The sequence below is a fragment of the Halobacterium sp. MBLA0001 genome, assembly GCF_049705385.1.
GTDB lineage: Archaea > Halobacteriota > Halobacteria > Halobacteriales > Halobacteriaceae > Halobacterium > Halobacterium salinarum.
On the sequence record NZ_JBNAMQ010000007.1, the window covers coordinates 1,857,381 to 1,875,807 of the forward strand.

Annotated in this window: 18 protein-coding genes and 2 pseudogenes; 8 read left to right on the forward strand and 12 right to left on the reverse strand. The window is 68.6% G+C overall.

The features are described from left to right. Positions 1–6: 6 nt before the first annotated feature. Both ACOZ32_RS11065 and trmB read left to right on the forward strand, forming a co-directional pair. Positions 7–1,356: a bifunctional metallophosphatase/5'-nucleotidase gene (locus ACOZ32_RS11065; protein ID WP_205250808.1), complete on the forward strand. Its 1,350-nt coding sequence runs from the start codon at positions 7–9 to the stop codon at positions 1,354–1,356. A gap of 68 nt (positions 1,357–1,424) precedes the next feature. Then, positions 1,425–2,483: an HTH-type sugar sensing transcriptional regulator TrmB gene (gene trmB / locus ACOZ32_RS11070; RefSeq protein WP_205250809.1), complete on the forward strand. Its 1,059-nt coding sequence runs from the start codon at positions 1,425–1,427 to the stop codon at positions 2,481–2,483. 8 nt (positions 2,484–2,491) lie between these two features. On the opposite strand, the gene ACOZ32_RS11075 is transcribed toward trmB, so the two are convergent. Then, positions 2,492–3,358, reverse strand: coding sequence for a translation initiation factor eIF-2B (locus ACOZ32_RS11075; RefSeq protein WP_285271395.1), 867 nt, complete (start codon positions 3,356–3,358; stop codon positions 2,492–2,494). Between the two features lie 92 nt (positions 3,359–3,450). Between ACOZ32_RS11075 and ACOZ32_RS11080 the strand changes: the two genes are divergently transcribed. After that, positions 3,451–3,843 carry a hypothetical protein gene (locus ACOZ32_RS11080; RefSeq protein ID WP_235167677.1) on the forward strand — a complete coding sequence of 131 codons (393 nt, stop codon included), beginning with the start codon at positions 3,451–3,453 and terminating at the stop codon, positions 3,841–3,843. On the opposite strand, the gene ACOZ32_RS11085 is transcribed toward ACOZ32_RS11080, so the two are convergent. Genes ACOZ32_RS11085 through ACOZ32_RS11095 form a run of 3 tightly spaced genes read right to left on the reverse strand, consistent with a single transcriptional unit; the run spans position 3,844 to position 6,942 of the window. Continuing rightward, a complete protein-coding gene (locus ACOZ32_RS11085) occupies positions 3,844–5,346 on the reverse strand; it encodes an RtcB family protein (protein WP_235157758.1) in 1,503 nt (500 codons plus the stop codon). Positions 5,347–5,384: 38 nt separating this feature from the next. Continuing rightward, on the reverse strand, positions 5,385–6,431 hold the full coding sequence (locus ACOZ32_RS11090; protein WP_010903058.1) for a DoxX family protein: 1,047 nt from the start codon (positions 6,429–6,431) through the stop codon (positions 5,385–5,387). A gap of 37 nt (positions 6,432–6,468) precedes the next feature. After that, positions 6,469–6,942: an archease gene (locus tag ACOZ32_RS11095; RefSeq protein WP_205250814.1), complete on the reverse strand. Its 474-nt coding sequence runs from the start codon at positions 6,940–6,942 to the stop codon at positions 6,469–6,471. Positions 6,943–7,072: 130 nt separating this feature from the next. Between ACOZ32_RS11095 and ACOZ32_RS11100 the strand changes: the two genes are divergently transcribed. Further along, positions 7,073–7,561 (forward strand): GNAT family N-acetyltransferase, encoded by a 489-nt coding sequence (locus ACOZ32_RS11100; RefSeq protein WP_049892508.1) that lies wholly within the window; start codon positions 7,073–7,075, stop codon positions 7,559–7,561. 1 nt (position 7,562) lies between these two features. Here ACOZ32_RS11100 and ACOZ32_RS11105 read toward each other — a convergent pair whose 3' ends face one another. The 4 genes from ACOZ32_RS11105 to ACOZ32_RS11120 form a co-directional block, all read right to left on the reverse strand. Continuing rightward, entirely contained in the window at positions 7,563–8,531 is a 969-nt protein-coding gene (locus ACOZ32_RS11105; protein WP_205250816.1) for a phytoene/squalene synthase family protein, read from the reverse strand. A gap of 110 nt (positions 8,532–8,641) precedes the next feature. Then, positions 8,642–9,010, reverse strand: coding sequence for a hypothetical protein (locus tag ACOZ32_RS11110; RefSeq protein WP_049892509.1), 369 nt, complete (start codon positions 9,008–9,010; stop codon positions 8,642–8,644). Between the two features lie 67 nt (positions 9,011–9,077). After that, entirely contained in the window at positions 9,078–9,290 is a 213-nt protein-coding gene (locus ACOZ32_RS11115) for a hypothetical protein (RefSeq protein ID WP_010903063.1), read from the reverse strand. Next, on the reverse strand, positions 9,290–11,365 hold the full coding sequence (locus ACOZ32_RS11120; protein WP_424335217.1) for an AAA family ATPase: 2,076 nt from the start codon (positions 11,363–11,365) through the stop codon (positions 9,290–9,292). The genes ACOZ32_RS11115 and ACOZ32_RS11120 overlap by 1 nt, the downstream gene beginning before the upstream one ends. Before the next feature lie 190 nt (positions 11,366–11,555). Here ACOZ32_RS11120 and ACOZ32_RS11125 point away from each other — a divergent pair, with 190 nt between their 5' ends. Next, positions 11,556–11,984, forward strand: coding sequence for an SRPBCC family protein (locus ACOZ32_RS11125; RefSeq protein ID WP_010903065.1), 429 nt, complete (start codon positions 11,556–11,558; stop codon positions 11,982–11,984). A gap of 33 nt (positions 11,985–12,017) precedes the next feature. Here ACOZ32_RS11125 and ACOZ32_RS11130 read toward each other — a convergent pair. The 4 genes and pseudogenes from ACOZ32_RS11130 to ACOZ32_RS11145 form a co-directional block, all read right to left on the reverse strand. Beyond that, positions 12,018–12,212 (reverse strand): annotated as a pseudogene (locus ACOZ32_RS11130) (helix-turn-helix domain-containing protein); the annotation flags it as partial. Positions 12,213–12,231: 19 nt separating this feature from the next. Further along, positions 12,232–13,572, reverse strand: coding sequence for an ISH6 family transposase (locus ACOZ32_RS11135; RefSeq protein WP_179908185.1), 1,341 nt, complete (start codon positions 13,570–13,572; stop codon positions 12,232–12,234). 87 nt (positions 13,573–13,659) lie between these two features. Then, a pseudogene (gene bat / locus ACOZ32_RS11140) lies at positions 13,660–15,498 on the reverse strand (bacterioopsin transcriptional activator Bat); the annotation flags it as partial. Next, positions 15,495–16,574: a Brp/Blh family beta-carotene 15,15'-dioxygenase gene (locus tag ACOZ32_RS11145; RefSeq protein WP_424335218.1), complete on the reverse strand. Its 1,080-nt coding sequence runs from the start codon at positions 16,572–16,574 to the stop codon at positions 15,495–15,497. The gene ACOZ32_RS11145 and the pseudogene bat, both read right to left, overlap by 4 nt. A 100-nt stretch (positions 16,575–16,674) precedes the next feature. On the opposite strand from ACOZ32_RS11145, the gene brz reads away from it, so the two are divergent. From brz to ACOZ32_RS11160, 3 genes are all read left to right on the forward strand, one after another. Continuing rightward, positions 16,675–16,857: a bacteriorhodopsin-regulating transcriptional regulator Brz gene (brz, locus tag ACOZ32_RS11150; RefSeq protein WP_012289336.1), complete on the forward strand. Its 183-nt coding sequence runs from the start codon at positions 16,675–16,677 to the stop codon at positions 16,855–16,857. Between the two features lie 243 nt (positions 16,858–17,100). Then, positions 17,101–17,889: a bacteriorhodopsin gene (locus tag ACOZ32_RS11155; RefSeq protein ID WP_010903069.1), complete on the forward strand. Its 789-nt coding sequence runs from the start codon at positions 17,101–17,103 to the stop codon at positions 17,887–17,889. 51 nt (positions 17,890–17,940) lie between these two features. Further along, a complete protein-coding gene (locus ACOZ32_RS11160; RefSeq protein ID WP_010903070.1) occupies positions 17,941–18,210 on the forward strand; it encodes a hypothetical protein in 270 nt (89 codons plus the stop codon). Positions 18,211–18,427: the final 217 nt, after the last annotated feature.

Genomic DNA, 18,427 nt, shown 5'->3' on the forward strand with positions numbered 1-18,427 from the left:
ACCACTGTGGCGCCCGGTATCTATCACTACTCCGACCTAGAGAACGTCTACGACACGCCCGAACGAGCCGGCCGGCTGGCGGGACTGCTCGCGGGCCGCGGCCCCGACGCGATCACCGCCGGGACCGGTGACAACACCGCGCCCGGGGTGCTGTCGCTTGTCACCGACGGCGAGCAGGCCATGGACCTCTACAGCGCCGTCGACCCGGACGTTGCCACGTTCGGCAACCACGACTTCGACTACGGGCCGTCGCGGACCGCGGCGGTGGTCGCGGACTCCCCACAGACGTGGGTGTCGGCCAACGTCTACCACGACGGCGACCGGGTTGCCGGCGTCGAGCCCTGGACGCTCGTCGAGCGCGACGGCACCACGCTCGGGTTTTTCGGCGTGCTCGATGCGGACACGCCCGCGCTCAACCCGATGGCGAGCGACCTCACCGTGACCGACCCGATCCAAGCGGCCACCGACGCCGAGGCGGCGCTCCGGGACGCCGGCGCGGAGTACGTGGTCGCGCTCTCGCATCTCGGGCGCGGCGACGACGAACTCGCGGCCGCCACCACTGTTGACGCCGTGCTCGGCGGCCACATCGCCAGCGAGCGCGTCGAACGCCTCGACGGCACGCTGCTCACGCGCCCCGGCGCCGGCGGTGACGTGGTCTTCGAGATCGACATCGCGGCCGACACCGTGACCCGCCATCAGGTCGACAACGCGCCCCGCCACGACGGCGTCACGGCCGCGCTCCGCGACCGACTAGCGGACGCCGGCCTCGACGCCGTCGTGGGACACGTCACACCCCCCATGGAGCGGACCGAGCGCACGCTCTTCGAGGGGGAGTCCCGCATCGGGAACTTCGTGGCCGACGCCTACCGGTGGGCCGCCGACGCCGACGTCGGCCTCCAGAACGCCGGCGGCGTCCGTGACGGGCCCGCCCTCGCGGGTGATGTGACCGTCGCGGACCTCGTCAGCGTCGTGCCGTTCGCGGAGCCCGTCGGCGTCGCCGAGCTCACCGGCAGGGAGCTCCTGGACGTGTTCCGGGCGGGCAACGGTAGCGGCGGTCTCGGGTTCGCCGAGCCGGACTGGTGGCACGCCCACGTCTCGGGTGCGACGCTCGAATGGCGCGACGGGGACGGCCTCGTGAGTGCGTCCGTCGGCGGCGACCCGGTCGACCCGGACGCCACGTACACGCTCGCGACCACCGACTACCTGTTTTACTCCGACGACGAGTTTCCCGCGCTCGACGCCGGCCACCGGATCGACCAGCTGGACACCCAACACGAGGTGTTGGCGTCGTACGCCCGCCAGGAGGGCATCAACCCGGAGACCGAGGGGCGCATCCGGTTCCACGCCGACGACTGACGCCCCCACGCCCCGCCTCCCGCGCGCCGACCGCCACCTAAAAGATGCGGGTGGACATCCGTACGCGCATGAGCGACGAGGACCTCCGCGGCACCGTCGAACAGGTCGGCAGAGGCTTCAACCTCGGCGAATACGAGGTCGAAGCCTACCTCACGGTGTTGCGCCACGGCGAACTCACCGCCAGCGACATCGCCGACCGCACGGACATCCCCCAGCCACGCGTCTACGACACCGTTCGGAGCCTCGGCGACCGCGGGCTCGTCGAGTTGCGCGAGTCACGCCCCATGAAGATCGTCGCGCTCAGCCCCGAGGACGCGTTCGCCGGGCTCCAGGAGGACTTCCAGGAGATGGTCGGCGCGCTCGAAGCCGAGTACACCCAGCCCGCGCGCAACACCGAAGCCGTCTCGCTGGTGAAATCCCGCTCGACGATCGTGCGGTACTTCGGCGACGTGATCGCGGAGGCCGACTTCGAGTTGGTGTGCTCGCTCACGCCGAGCCTGCTGGAGCGGTTCGCCGACGACCTCGCGGCCGCCGTCGACCGCGGCGTCAGCGTCGACGTGGTGGTCAGCCCGGCACGGAACGCTCCGGACCCCGACGCCTTCGACTACGCCGCCGCCACCACCGCCGCCCGCGGCCGCCGCGGCATCACCACGCCCGTCATCGCGGTCGCCGACGGCCGGTATTCGGTGTACGCCACCCAGGACGCCGTCCGCGACGACTCCGACCGCTACGGCGTGATCTTCGATCAGTCCGCGCTGGGGTTCCTGGTGTCGGGCTTCTTCGACACGGTGTTGTGGTCGACGGCCACCGAGTCGCTGTACGACCCCGCCACGGAGCTGTCGTTGCCCCGGACGTACGCCGCGATCCGGCGCTGCGTCCGGGACCTCCAGTCCGTCGACGAATCCGTCTACGCCACCGTCACCGGCCGGGACGTGCTCACGGGGGCCGACCGCAGGATCCAGGGGCGGATCGTCGAAACCAGGTTCGAGGAATCCGGGGAGGTCGCGACCATCATCGTCTACACCGAGAACGGCGACCGCGTCGAGGTCGGCGGCCGGGTGGCCGCCCTCGAAGACGTCGAAGCCCACGAGATCGCGGTCGCCCGGGACGCCCCGCCGGCGCTCTGAGCGGGCGGTTACGACTCCAGGGGGAACGCAGTGCGGCGGCCGTCCTCGGTTACCACGGCGTCCAGCAGCCGGGTCGGCGTCGCGTCGTAGGCCGGGTTTTCGACGGTGAACCCCGCCGGCGGCTCCCGGATCACCTCGCTTGTGTCCCGGAAGTCGTTCGTGAACTGGAAGCCGTCCGCGACGAGTTTGGCCGCCGACCCCGACACCGTGACCGGGGTGCCGGCGTCCGCAGCCGCCGCCACGATCGGGTACGTCCCCACGCGGTTGTAGTAGGTGTCTGCCACGATGCAGTCCATCCCCAACAGCACGCGGTCACAGTCGTCGAGGACGTGGCCTGCGGCCCCGTCCACGATGAGCGTGGGGTCGACGCGGTCCAGTTGTGCGAGCGCGCGCACGGTCTTCCGGCCGAGGTGTCGGGGCCGGGCTTCGGTCACGAACACGTCGAGGTGCGCGCCGTCCTGTGCTGCGAGCTCGATCGCCTCCAGCACCGTCGACGAGTAGTCGTGCGTGAGCAGCGTCTGCCCGTCGGTGATGTGTTCGGCGGTCGCGGCGGCGGCGTCGTGTTTGCCCATGTTCACCCGCGCAACCACGTCGTCGATGGCGGCCGCGGTCACCTCCTGGGCCTCCGGGATCGACGCCGGGTCGGCGTCCCGAACCCGGGAGACGACCTCCCGCTGGGTCGTCACCAGCGAGGCGTGGGAGGGGTTCGCGCGCCGCAGCGCCGTGCTGTTGCGCTCCAGGGCGCGCACGTACGCCGCGACCGTCGGGTAGTCGCTGTCCAGCAGCGCCTCCAGGGCTCGCGCCGCCTTCACCGCGACGACCGAGGAGGAGTGCGTGCGCATCTCCCGGATCTCCTCGGCGGTCTCGTCTATCATACGCGATGGTTCGCGTCGGTTCCGGCAAATGCTTTCCGGAGTCCCTGCCGGTTCCCACACGGGCTTTCCGTCTCGCGCCCCAACCCACTGGCATGGTTGCCGTCTCGTACTACTGCCCGCGGTGTGGCGCCGTCGCCGAGCTCGACCGGGACGCGTATCTCGCGGACAAATCCGTCACGCCGTTCCCGCTGGCGGGCTGGACGTACGCCACCCCCAGCGACGACTACGAGGCCGACGAGTGGGACGGCGTGGCGCTGTCGTGTGGCGACGCCGACCACGACGGCCTGGACTGGACTCACCCCCCACACGAGGCCGACAGCCACGACGACACGCCGGGCTGTGGGGAGGCCGTGTACCTGAACTTCGTGCGGTTCGAGGACGGCCAGGAGGTCGACGGAACACAGGAGTCACAGCCGGTCACGCTCGCCGATTCGCCGGAGCCGACGGGGCCACGTGGCCCCACCGGCCCGGGGTTCTCCCGGTAGCTACCCCTTGACGTTGCAGACCGGATACGTGCGGACGACGGGGTCGCCCACGCCCAGGCCGGCTGACACATCGACCACGTCGTCGATGTCCTTGTAGACGCCGGGCGCTTCCTCCGCGATCGTCGCGCCTGAGGCCGCCTTCACGTGGATGTCGTCGTCGGCTTCGAGGGCGTCCTGCACGTCGCCGCCCTGGTACTCGTCTTTGGCCTGGGTGCGGCTCATCAGGCGGCCCGCGCCGTGGGCGGTCGAACCGAACGTCCGCCCCAACGACTGGCTGCCCCCGCGCAGCACGTAGCTGCCCGCGCCCATCGACCCCGGAATGATGACCGGCTGGCCGACCTCCCGGTAGGCCGCCGGCACCTCCGGGTGGCCGGCGGGGAACGCGCGCGTCGCGCCCTTCCGGTGGACGAACAGCTCGCGCTCGACGCGCTCGCCGTCCCCGGCGAGGCTGTAGCCGTCCTCGGTCTCGACGACCGCGTGGGTTTCGCGCTTCGCGATGTTGTGGGACACGTCGTACAGCAGGTCCATCCCGAGGGCCTCCCAGTCGGGCGCGTCGAAGACATCGGCGAACGTCTCCCGGACGGCGTGGGTGATGAGCTGGCGGTTCACCCACGCGAAGTTGATGGCCGCGCACATCGCGCCGTAGTACGACGCGGCGAGCTCGGAGCCCGCGGGCGCGGCTGCGAGGTCCTTGTTCGGCAGCGACGCCAGGAAGTCGGGGTGCTCCTGTTCGATGCGGCGCAGGTAGTCCGAGCAGATCTGGTGGCCCAGGCCGCGGGAGCCACAGTGGATCAACACGACGACCTGGTCCTCGGCGAGCCCGAACGCCGCGGCGGTGTCGTCGTCGTAGACGTCGGTGACGCGCTGGACTTCCAGGAAGTGGTTGCCCGACCCGAGCGACCCCATCTGGCTCGCGCCGCGGTCGCGGGCCTTCTTCGAGACGGCGTCCAGATCGGCGTCGGGTCGCCGCCCCTCGTCCTCGCAGTGGCGGCGGTCCGCGGGAACGGCGTACCCTTCTTCGACACACCAGTCGATGCCGCGTTCGAGGGCGGCGTCCAGGTCGGCGTGCGTGCCGTCGTGGACGCCGCCGCCGCCCAGCCCGCAGGGGACGGCGTCGTACAGCGCGTCCACGAGCGCCGCTTCGCGGCCCTTGACGTCGTCGTAGGTGAGCGTCGTGGTCAGCATGCGGACGCCGCAGTTGATGTCGAAGCCGACGCCGCCCGGCGAGATGCAGCCGTCCTCGGCGTCGAAGGCGGCGACGCCGCCGACGGGGAACCCGTAGCCCTGGTGGCCGTCGGGCATGCAGAGCGCGGGGGCGACGGCACCGGGCATGCCGGCGACGTTGCGGAGCTGGGTGAGCGTGTTGTCGGTGCTGATCTGCGCCAAGAGGCTGCGGTTGGCGAGCACGCGCGCCGGCACCGACTCGTCGCCGGTGTCCGCGAGCGCCCAGACGTCCGGCTCGACTTCGGTGAGCCGGTGGCCGTCGGCGTCGAAGGTGGACATGGCTGTTCGTCGGCCGCCCGCGCTGGAATACGTTTCGGCTACGACCCGGCGTCGTCGCCGCGGGCTGCCGGCTGCGGGGTGGCTGTCCGGTCGTCCCAGGCGTCGAGCACGCGATCGAGGGACAGCGGGCCGCCACCGGTGACGAACAGCGCCGACACCATGCCGAACAGCGTGACGTGGGCCAACACCGGGTCGTCCGGCAGGCCGAACAGGGTCGTCGTCAACACGAGGAACGCGGTGGCCGCGGTGGCCCGCGTGAACAGCCCGAGCACGAACAACACGCCGACCGCAAGCTCCGTGGCACCGGCGCCGAGCACCCAGAGGCCGGGATCAACGGGGACGACCGTCGTCAGCTCGTATTTCTCGACCACCGCGAGCGCCCGCCCGGGGTGTGCGAGTTTCTCCCAGAACCCGAGCAGCGCGAAGTTGAACCCGAGGCCGGCGCGGATCACGGTGGGTGCGTAGCGTTCGAAGGGCCGAATGAGGTCGTTGAACCGGTCGACGACCGGATGCAGCGGGTCGAGTCGCCCGTACAGCGATCCGTCGGCGGCCGCGACCCGCTGGAGCAGGTGGTCGGCGCTCGGGCGGCCGCTGCCCAGCAGCGCGATCCCCAGGAACCCGCCGATGTACTCGCTTGCGAGCACGAGCTCGGGGTGGACGACGAGCTCCGCGAGGTAGGCAGTCAGCCCGACGAGGGCGACGGCGCGGGTGGCCAGCCCGAACAACAGCAGGAACCCGATGGTGACCTGGAAGACGCGGGTCGGCGATTGGACCGCCGGCGAGATGAAATAGCCGGTGAACCCCGCCCCGATCAGTGGCAGCCCGACCGCCAGCCGGAGCATCCACGGCATGAACGTGTGGTAGCCCGCGAGGGCGTCCCGAAGCGCGTGGACGTCCGTGGCGGCCGGCTGGTAGCGGACTGCGACGACCAGGATCGTCACGACCGCGGCCGCGCCGGCCGCGACGATGGCGGCGTTCAGCGGCGTCGACAGCACGTCCACGAGGAACGCGATGGCGCGGTCCGTGGGCGCGCCGTCGGAGACGTACCTAACGTGACCCGGGGACGCGGGTGCGACTGGGGGCATGCTGTGTGGTCGTAGGCGCTGGACACGCAAAAGCCTCTCACACGTCGAAAACGACGTATGCGGCCCAGTCGTCGGGGTGCTCGCGAACGGCTTCGGGTGGCGTCCCCGCCTCGGCGCGGGTGGGGTCGCCGGGCGGCGTGAGCTGCATCTCCGAGTACGTCACCGCCTTGAGGTCGCGGGCGTGGACCGCGTCCAGTGGCACCCCTCGGGCTGACGCTGTGACGCGCCAGTCACCGCCGCCGGTGGGTTCATCGACGGTTGCGGCGTTGTCCACGGGCAACACGCCTTGCACGTCGCGCTCGTAGAGCAGCCGGGTGAGATAATCGTACAGCGCCGCCTCCCGTGATTCCGCGCGCTCGGACACCGTGAGTTGTGCGCCGGTGGCCGGCACGTCGTCGTCGATCATCGCCGCCGCCATGCCGTCCGCGACCGCGCCGAACACGCCGCCGAGACTGTCGGCGGCCGCCGCCACGGCGATGTCGGCGGTGTGCTCGCGTAGCGCGAACGTCACGCGCCGCCCCCGTCCGGTTCGATGGTGTGCATTGGGTCTGCGAACGGCCAGGACGCCCGAAAGGATTTCGACGCCCCGGTTCCCCGTGCGGGACGGTGGAATTATAGTCGTCGCGACGCAACACTCTGGGGTGAGCGTCACGGTGGACAAACAGGTAGTGCCCCCGGGAAGCGGTGACTACCTTGAGGCGGCGTGGGCGCTGAAAGAACACATCCGGGAGCACGAGGGGCTCCTGAAACAACGCCGTGGGTTCTTCGCGAACGCCTATCGACGGGCCGCAGTGCACTGTTTTCTCGGCGGTGGTGACGACGAGCTGGTCGGGTTCGCGGCGGCGCGATCCGACGGCTACATCCTGTTTCTCGCGGTGGCGCCGGACTATCGCGGCGAGAACTTCGGCGAGCAACTCGTCGCGTCCGTCGCCGCCGACGCCGGCAAGGCCTCCTGTCACGCCCGCATGACCAACGAGAACGCCATCGGGTTCTACCGAAACCTCGGGTTCACCGTCGAGCGCGAGATCGAGGACTACTACGAGGACGGCACCGGCGCGTACTACCTCCGGCTGGGCGACCACGACCGCATCCGGGATCGCATCTCGGAGCTGCTGCGCGGCGGCCGGTAGCTCAGTCCGCCCGCGTGGGCTGGGACTCCCGCACCGCAAACGACTGCTCGGGCACGCCACCGGCGTCGGGCTCCCCGATCCCGGTGACTGCGTGGAACACCGCAGTCGGGTCGTCGCTGACCCGCCAGCGCAGCCACGTGCGCGCAACGACGCTGAGCCGCCGCCGCAGCGTCAGTGTGGGCCGCTGTGAGAGCACGTCACAGTCCCGGGCGCGGATCAGGCGGTGCTGGTCGGCGTACATCACGGCCGCCGCGAGCACCGGGAACTGGCAGTCGGCGGGCAGGTGCTCGATGCCCGCGACGCCGTGGCGGTAGAGGCGCTCGGTGCGGTCGAGTTCGGCACGGATCGCGTCCCGGACCTGCGGGGTGGCCGATAGGGCGGCGATGTCGTCGTGGCTCGCGCCGTGGGCGGCCAGGGTCTGACTGGGCAGGTAGATGCGGTCGTAGTCGAGTACGTCCTCCCGGACGTCCCGCAGGAAGTTCGTGAGCTGGAACGCCTCCCCCAGCGACGCCGCGTGTGGACGCGCGCGCTCCGGCTCCGGGGCGTCCATGATGGACAGCATCATGTATCCGACCGCGACCGACGACCCACGGAGGTACTCCGCCAGGTCGTCGTGGCTCCGGTAGCGCGCGGTGTCGACGTCCTGTTGCATGGCGTCGATGAACGTGGTGACCTCCTCGCGGGGGATGTCGTGGTCCTCGCGGAGCGCGGCGAACGCCGCAAGCACGGGGTCGTCGGGGTCGCGATCACCGAGAGCGGCCGCCCGCACGTGTGCCAGGCGGCGGCGCTGTTCGTCGGGCGGCCCGGGTGCCTCGTCGTCGACGATCTCGTCGGTGAGCCGGAAGAACGCGTACAGGACGTAGGTGGGGTAGCGGACGCGCTCGGGGAGGAACCGGGTGGCGATGTGGAACGTCCGACCGGTGCGGCGCTGGACTGCCTTGCTCCGTCGTAGGTGTTCCGGTGAGACCATGGATGACAGTGCGTGTGCGGCGTTGCCTGACGCGCAATACGACCTGTGTGGACCTACACTCGTTTCGCGCCTCAAACCGACACCCCACTAGTTTGGGTGCTTTAGGTGCGCTAGTACTCGTGGTACACTTCCCCGCAGCGCCGACATTCGATGCGGGTCGCGCCGAACCACGGATCGATCTTCTCAACCGGACCGTGACACTCCGGACACACCCCCATCCCCTTGTCGTCGGCCGCGCGCACCGACAGATCGAGCATCAGGTCCTCTAACTCCTCGATCTGCTCGCGTTGCTCCTCGACGACCGCCTCCAGCTCGTCGACGCGTTGCTCGTAGGCCGCCGCCGAATCGAGATCGACGACGACGTCCTCACTGCGCTCCGTGGCCTCGCTGGCTTCCGATTCGGCGTCCGTCTCCGTGTGGTCTTGGGTGTCGGTCGCCTCCGCCGCCTGCTCTCCCGAGTTGTCGGCGTCTTCGCTCACAGCTAGTGGTAGGCGCTCGCCCGTTTCAAACACGGACCAAACTGGTGGCCCCTCGGCGTGGCGTCGCTCACACCAACTGGCGCATGTACACCCCAACGCCAACCACGACGATCGCGAACCCGACGTTCAGCGCGCCCGGCACCCGCTGGCCCCGCGAGATCCGGACGAGTCCGAACGCCGCGATGGCGACGGCAACCATCACATGCACCGCGACGACGAGATCCTGCTTCTCCATACCGCCGCTTCGACCGGCGGCGTCTTCAACGATGTGCCAAACCATCACCCCGCGCCGTCGACCGACGGGGCCGTCGTCTCGATGGCGCGGCGCAGATGGCGCTGGGTGACGACCAGCCCGCTGGCGTCGGTGGCGTCGAACTCCGTCTCGCGGAGGTGGTCCTCCATCGCCAACAGCGCACCCTCGCGGACGACACCCGCGATGTCGCTGCCCGTGTAGCCGGTCGTGGCGGCGGCCAGCGCGGTGGTGTCGATGCGTCCGGTCGCCACGCCGTCGAGTTGCACCTCGAAGATCGCGGCCCGGGCGTCCTGGTCCGGGATCGGAACCGCGACCTGGGTTTCGATCCGCCCCGGGCGAAGCAACGCAGGGTCCACCGACTCCCGACGGTTCGTCGCCGCCAACACCGCAACCGAACCGCGGGGCGACAGCCCGTCTAGCTCGGTCAGCAGCTGGGAGACGACGCGCTCGGACGCCCCCGTGTCGGTGTCGTGGCGGGCCGGCGCGAGCGAATCAACCTCGTCGAGGAACACCACGGCGGGCGCGAGCCGCCGCGCGCGCTCGAACAGGTCCCGAACGCCGCGCTCGCTCTCGCCCACGTAGCGGTTCATCAACTCCGGGCCGTCGACGGACAGGAAGTTCGCGTCCGTGGACGCCGCCACGGCCTTCGCGAGCATCGTTTTCCCGGTTCCCGGCGGCCCGTGTAACAACACGCCGGTCGGCGCGGCCGCGTCCAAGCGCTCGAACAACGCCGGATACCGCTGGGGCCACTCGACGGTCCGCACCACCTCGCGTTTCGCGCGGTCGAGCCCGCCGATGTCCTGGTAGGTGGTCGTCGGCGTCTGCACCGACACGTCGCGGAGCGTGGACGGACCCACGGCGTCCAGGGCGGCTTCGAGGTCGCGCTGGCGGATCACCGGCGGGCCGGCCGCGCTGCCGGCAGCCCTGGTCGCGGCGTCGACGAGTACGGCGGTCAGGTCCGCGCCGGTGTACCCGTGGGTTCGATCGGCCACCGCGTCCAGCGACACCGCGTCGGCGAGCCGAACGCCGTCCGTGTGTACGTCGAGGATGGCGCGCCGAGCGGCCGGATCAGGCACGCCGACGCGCACCTCCGCGTCGAAACGCCCGCCCCGCCGGAGCGCCGGATCAACGGCGTCGGGATCGGTGGTCTCCCCGACCACCACGACTGTGTCGTGGCCCCGGACGCGGTCGAGCAGCCACCCGAGCGCCGACGGCGACCCACGACCGCTGGCGCCGTCCGCCGTCGGGTCGGGGGCGGCCGCGGCCAGCGACTCCACGAACACCACACAGCCCGGCTCGGCGTCCCGGGCGGCGTCCAACACCGCCGCCAGCGCGTCCCGGTCGCCGGCGTCCTCGGGGGCCACCGACTCGACCGCCAGGTCGGCGGCCGCCGCCACCGCACGCACAAGCGTCGTCTTCCCGGTGCCTGCCGGCCCGTGGACGAGTACGCCGGCCGGCGGCCGCACGCCGACGGCGGCGTACGAATCGGCGACCAGCGGCGCGACGACGAGCCGCCGGAGCGCACCGCGTTCGTCGTCGAGCCCGCCGACCCTGGTGTCGGCCGGCGTCGCGTGCTCCGCGTCCGCGTGCCCGCTGTCGGCGGCGTGGCCCGTGAGCGTGATCGCCGTGTCGGCAGTGACGGTGACGGGACCGCCCGGCGTCGTGTCCTCGACGTCGAGCGTCACCACAACGGTGCCGCTGAACAGCGGCACGGCGATGCGGTCGTCCGCGACCAGGTGACGCCCGGCGAGCGCGCGTGCAAGCGCGTCGGCGTCGCCCTCCAGGGTCGACGACGTGGCCGGTGCCACAGTGAGCCCGACTGCCGGACTGGGATCGGCGGGCGCAACCGTGACCGTGTCCGTCGGGCCGACGTTCCGCAGCACATCCGCGCCCGCGAGCCCGCTGCTGGCCGCGATGGCTGTGGTGTCGGGGCCGACAGTCGCAACGGTTTCCTCGCTGCCGGTGACGGTGACGGCGTCGCCCTCCGCCACCCCGATCTGCTGGCGGGTTTCGGCGGTGAAACTGAGCCGGCCCGGACCGACGGCCGGCGCGTCGGCTGTCCTGTCGGCGGCGTCCCTGAGGGTGACACGCACCCGCGTCATCCGCCTCCTGCCTCCGGTAGCACACCTACAGGTTGCCGCTCAATGCTAAAGCCCCATCCCCCATGTGTTTGGGTGTTCGAGCGTGCCGCGACATGTGGGAGTTTCTACCAAATTGATTGGGGGCTGTAGTTACCCACCCACGCCACCATCATCCACACGTCGGACGACGCCAACTCCACACCACTCATCCATGTTCACGGTCGAACAACAGGCCACAATCGACGCGCCGCCCGGCGACGTCTTTTCCTTCCTCGATGACCCTCGGAACCACGTCAAGATCACGCCCGGACTCATCACCGTCACGGACGTCGAAGCGCTTGCCAGTGGCGGCAAACGAGCCAAATACCGATACAAACTCGCCGGCGTCGAACTCGTCGGCACTGTCGAAGACATCGAACGCGTGCCCGAGCGCCGGCTCGTCCAGGAGCTGACGGGCGCCATCGACGGCACCATCACGTACCGGCTCTCCGGCGACGACACCACGTCGCTGACCTACGAGGCCGAGTACGACCTGCCGGACACGGTCATCGAATCGGTGCTGGCCCCGATCGCAAAAGCATACAACAAACGGGAAGCCGCCGCCACCGTCGACAACCTCACGACGTTCCTCGAACACTGACACGGATCCGCCACAGCCGGCGTGTGGCCCGCGTCACTCCTCGAAGAACGCGCCGACGAGCTTCTGCTTGGCAGCCTGCAGATGCTGGTGGTACGTCGACGGCACGATATCCATCGACTCCGCGAGCTGCTTGCCCTCCGCGCGCCGCGGCCACTCGAAGTAGCCGCTCACGTACGCCTTCTGGAGGGCGGTGAGCTGCCGGTCAGTCAGGTCGCTGCGCAACTCCTCGGTCGCGTCGCAAAGCGGTCTAGAGTTTGCCTCTGGTGCTCTCAATTGAGAGGTCACAGCTCATTGCTGTTTTGGTCGATCGCTGGAGCAGTTCGTCGAGGAACGACTGGTAGTGCTCTGGATCGGCGTACTTCACCAGCCGAAGCTGGAGTATCGCCTCTAACCCCTCCGTTGTCCAGCGCATCCACTGGTTCTTGCACCGCTTGCTGACTTCGCCCATCAGCCGTTCGACGGGGTTCGAGGTCCACGGCACCTCGAACCCCTCGACAGCCTGCTCGGCAAACGTCACGATCGACGGCAGCCACCGCTGTAGATACCCCGCAGCTTTCTCTGACCCGAACTGATCCAACTGCCACGCTGTCTTCTCGATACGCTCGGTCGTTCGCGCGATCCGCTCGCGGATCGCCGCGAACTCCTCGTTTGGACGGTGCTTGGCGACCGAATTCTTCAGATGGAACACCTCGTCGATCACCTCCGAGACGATCTCGTTCCGCCGATCCAAGGAGAACACGCCGTCGTCCCAGAGGTTGTAGTCCAGCGTTCGGCCGACGTGGACGAGATCAAGTTGATGATTACGGTTTTCGTCGGTAAATGCCGTGACGATACCCTCATCAGCGTCACTGACGACCGTCGCGTCGTCAGTGACTGCGTCCATGTCATCGAGTTTGGCGGCTGTCTCGTCCCAGTCAGCGTTGATCGAGAGATCCAGCAGAGAGCGTGATTCCTTGGCAGTATCTTCGCCGAGCGTGGCCTGGACGGAGTGGTACGCGCGGTCGTCGTCTTGGCTGTGACACTTCGTGCCGTCAGGAATAACGGCGTCAGCGTCTGTGTCAGCGACACAGTCTGGAAGGAACTGCTTGAGCTTGTTGCCGTACTCTTTGGCGCGACGATTGATGGTGGTCGGCGACGGCATCTTCGAGAGGATGCCGTCGCCGTGGTCAGCAGCGTCACGATAGCTGACCGAAGTAGCGAGATCGACGCTCTTGGCGGCGATGTCCTGCTGATAGCGGTTTTGCCCGTCGAAGCTGAGAACATCTTCGACGGGCCGGAAGTAGCTGGATTCGTCGTGGTCAGCGGCGGTGTCTTCGACGTAGTGAAGGTCGAATTCGTGCTCACCGGCGGTTGTGACGGCTGTGCGGGTGTCAGTACCGGCGCGTTGGAATCGCTGATCACCATTGCCGTGAGCGTGTTTCTCACCACAGAGCGCCTCGACGCGGCTCGCGTCGAGGCTCTCGACCATCGATTCGAGCAGTACAGATTCGACGTTCTGCTCGGTAACGAATTCGGCAAGCGTGGCGAGCGGTACCGTTTTGTCCTCGTCGATGCTAATCGTGAACCGCACGTCGATTGTGGCGTGCATGGGACACCTCTTGGGTGGACACCAGAGGCGTCCCGTTCCTCACGGGAGCCAGTTGCTACTGAACTCTAGAGGACTTTGCGACACGACCAACTCCTCGCGGAACCCATGCGGGGTCTGCTCGGGATCGTCCTCGTGGTACGCGACCAGCTCCACGTCGGCGTACTTGTCCCGCAACGTGCTCAACACCCGCCGCGCCGCCCCCTCGGTTCCGACCCGGACGTCGAGCTCCAGCGTCGTCCGGTCGGCGTGCATGCGGATGACCCGGCTCCCACACTCGGAGAGCACGTCCACCAGCGGCGAACTCGACAGATCGAACTGCACCACGCTCTCGTCGTCGGTCGAGACGATGACCTCGGCGTCCTGGACGGCGTCGTAGCCCAACGCGGTGTCGACGACCGCCTGGGGGTCGTCGTGTGGCGTTGTCACGAGCATGAGCACGCCCTGCGTCTGGCTGTCCGCGATCGTCGCCTCCTGCTCGAAGGTGGTGTCTGTCGCCCCCGCCAACTCAACCAGGAACAGCGCCGTATCGGACAGCTCGACGCCGATGTTCAACACGGTGTCCGTGGCGATGGTGCGCCGGGTCAACGCGTCGTTGATCGACGCGCCGGTCGTGCGGCCAAGCGAGCGCAACAACACCTGTTCGCGGTCGTCGATGCGGTGTTCGGCCGTCGACACGGCGAGCACGCCGTAGGTCGTCGACCGGTACGTGACCGGCACCAGCACGCACGCGTCGCCGTCGGCGGTCCCGGAGACGTCGTCGGCGTCCGTGCTCACGAGCGCTTCGCGCTGCTCGACGACGTCCTGAAGCAACGCGACGGCCTCGCCGGCGGACGCGAGATCGAAGACGTCGCCGTCGCATCCCTCACAGTCCCCCGCTGCCTCCGCGACCGTGATCGTGTCCTCGGTCGCGTCGTACCGCCCGAACCACGCGCCGGCGTACTCGCCGCCGGTGCCGATGCGGTCGGTGATCCGGGTTTCGATCTCCTCCCGGTCGGCCGCCCGCACTAACGCCGACGTGACATCGTTCATCAGGCCGTTCACGCGGTCCAGCAGTCGATCCAGGGACTGGCGTTCCCCCTGGAGCTCCTGTTGGGCAGCCATGCGCTCGGAGACGTCCATCTGGAACCCGACGTAGTGTGAGACGGTGCCGTCCTCGTCGTAGATCGGGCTGATGTCCACCTGGTTCCAGAACAGCGACCCGTCGCGGCGGTAGTTCCGCAACACGACCTGGGTGTCGTGGTCCTCGGTGATCGCGGTCCAGAACTCCGCCACGCGGTCCTCGTTGGTCTTCGGCCCCTGGAGGAAGCGGTGGTTCGCGCCCACGACCTCGTCGGGCGAATACCCCGTGATGTCCTCGAAGGAGTCGTTGATGTAGATGATCGGCTCCTCCGGGTCGGTGGCGTCCGAGATCGTGATCCCGATCGGGGCCTCGTCGAGGGCTTGCTCTTTGAGGCGGCGCTCGGACTCCACGGTCAGATCGGAGATCGGCATCCGCGTCTCGGTGTCCTCGGAGTGGGCGGGCGCGCTCTGCTCGATGCGGTCGGCGATCGCCGCGGTCGCGTCCTCGGACACCGCCGGCACCAGCCCCGTCGCGTCGGCGTCGACGGCGCGCCGCGCAACGTCCTCGTCGACGGCTGTCGGCACGACCACGACCGGGAACTCCGCGTGGGTCTGCCGGACTGCTTCCAGGAACGCCACGCCGTCGAAGCCATCCGGCTCGTGGACGGCGACCACACAGTCGATGTCGGGATCGTCGACGCGATCGCGTGCGGCTACGAAATCACGGATCTGGGTCACGTCGAAGCGGCCGTCCTCGTCGAGGTCGCAGGCAGCCGGCCCCGTCTCCGGGTCGCTGCCCGCGAACAACACGCCGATCGTCGTCGCGCCGGCGGCGGTCTCGGACTCGGTGTTCTGGACGCTCGTCATGGGACGTACCAGATGCCGCGAGTGCGGTCAAGCCACCCGCCGACGACGACGTGCGGGAGCGCGATGATGCTCACGAAAATGCTCCAGAACGCGACCAAGCCCACGAGGATCCCACCACCACCCAGGGGCTGTGGGGACAGCAGCCAGAGCACGGTCGCCAGGCCGAACGTGGCGACGCTGCCGACGATGAGCACCGCCCACGAGGCGAGCGTGGCGCGCGCCGGGTCGTCGGCGTCCAGGGCGTCGAGCACGCCGGTGGCGTCTGCCTGCGTCACCGCCGTGTCGTCGACGGCCGACGATCGGGCCACCTGGCGGGCCGAGTACCACAGCGGGAAGTACAGCCCGACGGCGATGACCACCGGAACGAGCGCGAAGTACGCGATCAACAGCAGCGTCTCGGCGGCGTCGGCGAGGAACGACCCGGTACCGGCCGCCCGCCGGTAGCCGAGCCCCAGGTGTGCGACCACGAGCGCCCCGTACCCGCCGCCGAGCACGAGCCGCCGGGTTGCGATGTCACCGCCGAGCGCCGACACGGCGCTGGGGTCGAAAATCGAGATCATGACCGAGCTGAACGCGTAGAACACGTCCGTCCAGAACAACATGGGAACCACCATCACTGCGCCGCCCCGGACGACGGCGGCGAGCCACCGCTGGGGGCGCGTGCGCAAATGGTCAGTTCCGTAGAGGGCGTCCATCGACTGCACGCCACCGAACCCACCTTTGGCGACGGCCACCGTGACTGCCAGCCCCAGTCCGGCGACGGGCGCGACGAAAAACAGCGCGCCGAACGCCGCGATCCCGACCAGGTAGGCGACGATATACTTGCCCTGGAAGGAGGCAGCCCGTCGCCGCAGGTTCTCGAAATGCTCGTAGCCGCCGTGCGGGAGGTTCATCGCGACCATACCCAACAGGTAGACGCCCGCCTGGACCTCCAGTGGGACCGCGAAGCCCGCGCCGTATCCGACCGCGAACGCGGCGGCAAGCGCGAGCAGTGACAGCCGCGACACGGTCAACGGGAGGTCGCCGGCTGCCTCCGGCACGAGCCACGACGGGACGAACTGCGACCTATTGCTCATATGAATACACACGTCACTACCGAGCATCAAAAAAGACCCAAGCTAGTGGGGTATCAGAACTGGAGAATATTTAAGGAACGGGAAGACACACCCGGGAGTAGTGCCGATCACCGACCTCCACTGTCCGCGGTGCGGATCCGACGTGAAGATGGGGCTCCCGATGGGTGCAACCGTGAAGTCCGTCACGGCTGCGTCACGACAGGAGCCGACCAGCGACACCCAGAAGGTGCGAACGGTTGAGTGCCGCAACGATCACGAGTTTTTCGTGCGCTTCGAGTGGTAACACGCGTGCACGCACCGACTTCACCGCGGGTGTTTCGACGCCAGCCGGCCGTTGAACCAGCAGGCAGCGGGCATTTCACAGCCGCTGTGGCCCACACACTCGGTGGGGTGCGCTATTTTGGTATGGTTCGGAATCCGCGTGTCGGCTCCGTGTCTGACGGTTCATCGGTCTAAATTCCGTCACGAGCGTACCATACTGATTGGGTCGTAGAGTTACACACATATCCTCGTTAGGTACTGTTGCATGTTGGAGTTATTGCCAACAGCAGTGGAGGGGGTATCGCAGGCCCAGATCACCGGACGTCCGGAGTGGATCTGGCTAGCGCTCGGTACGGCGCTAATGGGACTCGGGACGCTCTATTTCCTCGTGAAAGGGATGGGCGTCTCGGACCCAGATGCAAAGAAATTCTACGCCATCACGACGCTCGTCCCAGCCATCGCGTTCACGATGTACCTCTCGATGCTGCTGGGGTATGGCCTCACAATGGTACCGTTCGGTGGGGAGCAAAACCCCATCTACTGGGCGCGGTACGCTGACTGGCTGTTCACCACGCCGCTGTTGTTGTTAGACCTCGCGTTGCTCGTTGACGCGGATCAGGGAACGATCCTTGCGCTCGTCGGTGCCGACGGCATCATGATCGGGACCGGCCTGGTCGGCGCACTGACGAAGGTCTACTCGTACCGCTTCGTGTGGTGGGCGATCAGCACCGCAGCGATGCTGTACATCCTGTACGTGCTGTTCTTCGGGTTCACCTCGAAGGCCGAAAGCATGCGCCCCGAGGTCGCATCCACGTTCAAAGTACTGCGTAACGTTACCGTTGTGTTGTGGTCCGCGTATCCCGTCGTGTGGCTGATCGGCAGCGAAGGTGCGGGAATCGTGCCGCTGAACATCGAGACGCTGCTGTTCATGGTGCTTGACGTGAGCGCGAAGGTCGGCTTCGGGCTCATCCTCCTGCGCAGTCGTGCGATCTTCGGCGAAGCCGAAGCGCCGGAGCCGTCCGCCGGCGACGGCGCGGCCGCGACCAGCGACTGATCGCACACGCAGGACAGCCCCACAACCGGCGCGGCTTTTCAACGACACACGATGAGTCCCCCACTCGGTCTTGTACTCGCACGATCGCGCGACGACGGCGACGCCGACGGCGACTTTCCAGCGTCGCTCAACAGGCTGGCTGTCGTCGCGCTCGCTGGTGCGGCTCTCGTCGGTGCGGCGGGTCTGTTCGCCGTGCCGTTCCTGCGGTCGTTCGGCATGACGTTTTGGGAAGCGTTCACCGTTGTTGGTGTCTCCGAGTTCGTCTCGGCCATCGTGGCGGCCCTCGCGGGCTACCACCTCTACACCACGCCCGACGACTAGCAGGGCCCGCTGGCGAGCCATCACTCCCGCTGTGGCGAGGCGACGGCCGTTCTGTACCGCTACCGCCGGCCCGGAGTCCGGGACATCGGCGGGGCGATGCGCATCGAACGGTCACCCCATGATTGCCGGCATGCACCGGGCGCCGGGTCGGTTCGTCCGGCCGAGACGCGCTGTCGATCCCGGCGAGACGACACTGATTTACCCGCGGTCGGCGTAC

What these genes read in the sequence shown, in the direction of transcription:
- trmB (WP_205250809.1), top strand. Translation starts at nt 1,425, where the DNA reads ATGAGCGACGAGGACCTCCGCGGCACCGTCGAACAGGTCGGCAGAGGC.
- ACOZ32_RS11075 (WP_285271395.1), bottom strand. Translation starts at nt 3,358, where the DNA reads ATGATAGACGAGACCGCCGAGGAGATCCGGGAGATGCGCACGCACTCC.
- ACOZ32_RS11080 (WP_235167677.1), top strand. Translation starts at nt 3,451, where the DNA reads ATGGTTGCCGTCTCGTACTACTGCCCGCGGTGTGGCGCCGTCGCCGAG.
- ACOZ32_RS11085 (WP_235157758.1), bottom strand. Translation starts at nt 5,346, where the DNA reads ATGTCCACCTTCGACGCCGACGGCCACCGGCTCACCGAAGTCGAGCCG.
- ACOZ32_RS11090 (WP_010903058.1), bottom strand. Translation starts at nt 6,431, where the DNA reads ATGCCCCCAGTCGCACCCGCGTCCCCGGGTCACGTTAGGTACGTCTCC.
- ACOZ32_RS11105 (WP_205250816.1), bottom strand. Translation starts at nt 8,531, where the DNA reads ATGGTCTCACCGGAACACCTACGACGGAGCAAGGCAGTCCAGCGCCGC.
- ACOZ32_RS11115 (WP_010903063.1), bottom strand. Translation starts at nt 9,290, where the DNA reads ATGGTTTGGCACATCGTTGAAGACGCCGCCGGTCGAAGCGGCGGTATG.
- ACOZ32_RS11120 (WP_424335217.1), bottom strand. Translation starts at nt 11,365, where the DNA reads ATGACGCGGGTGCGTGTCACCCTCAGGGACGCCGCCGACAGGACAGCC.
- ACOZ32_RS11125 (WP_010903065.1), top strand. Translation starts at nt 11,556, where the DNA reads ATGTTCACGGTCGAACAACAGGCCACAATCGACGCGCCGCCCGGCGAC.
- ACOZ32_RS11135 (WP_179908185.1), bottom strand. Translation starts at nt 13,572, where the DNA reads ATGCACGCCACAATCGACGTGCGGTTCACGATTAGCATCGACGAGGAC.
- ACOZ32_RS11145 (WP_424335218.1), bottom strand. Translation starts at nt 16,574, where the DNA reads ATGAGCAATAGGTCGCAGTTCGTCCCGTCGTGGCTCGTGCCGGAGGCA.
- ACOZ32_RS11155 (WP_010903069.1), top strand. Translation starts at nt 17,101, where the DNA reads ATGTTGGAGTTATTGCCAACAGCAGTGGAGGGGGTATCGCAGGCCCAG.
- ACOZ32_RS11160 (WP_010903070.1), top strand. Translation starts at nt 17,941, where the DNA reads ATGAGTCCCCCACTCGGTCTTGTACTCGCACGATCGCGCGACGACGGC.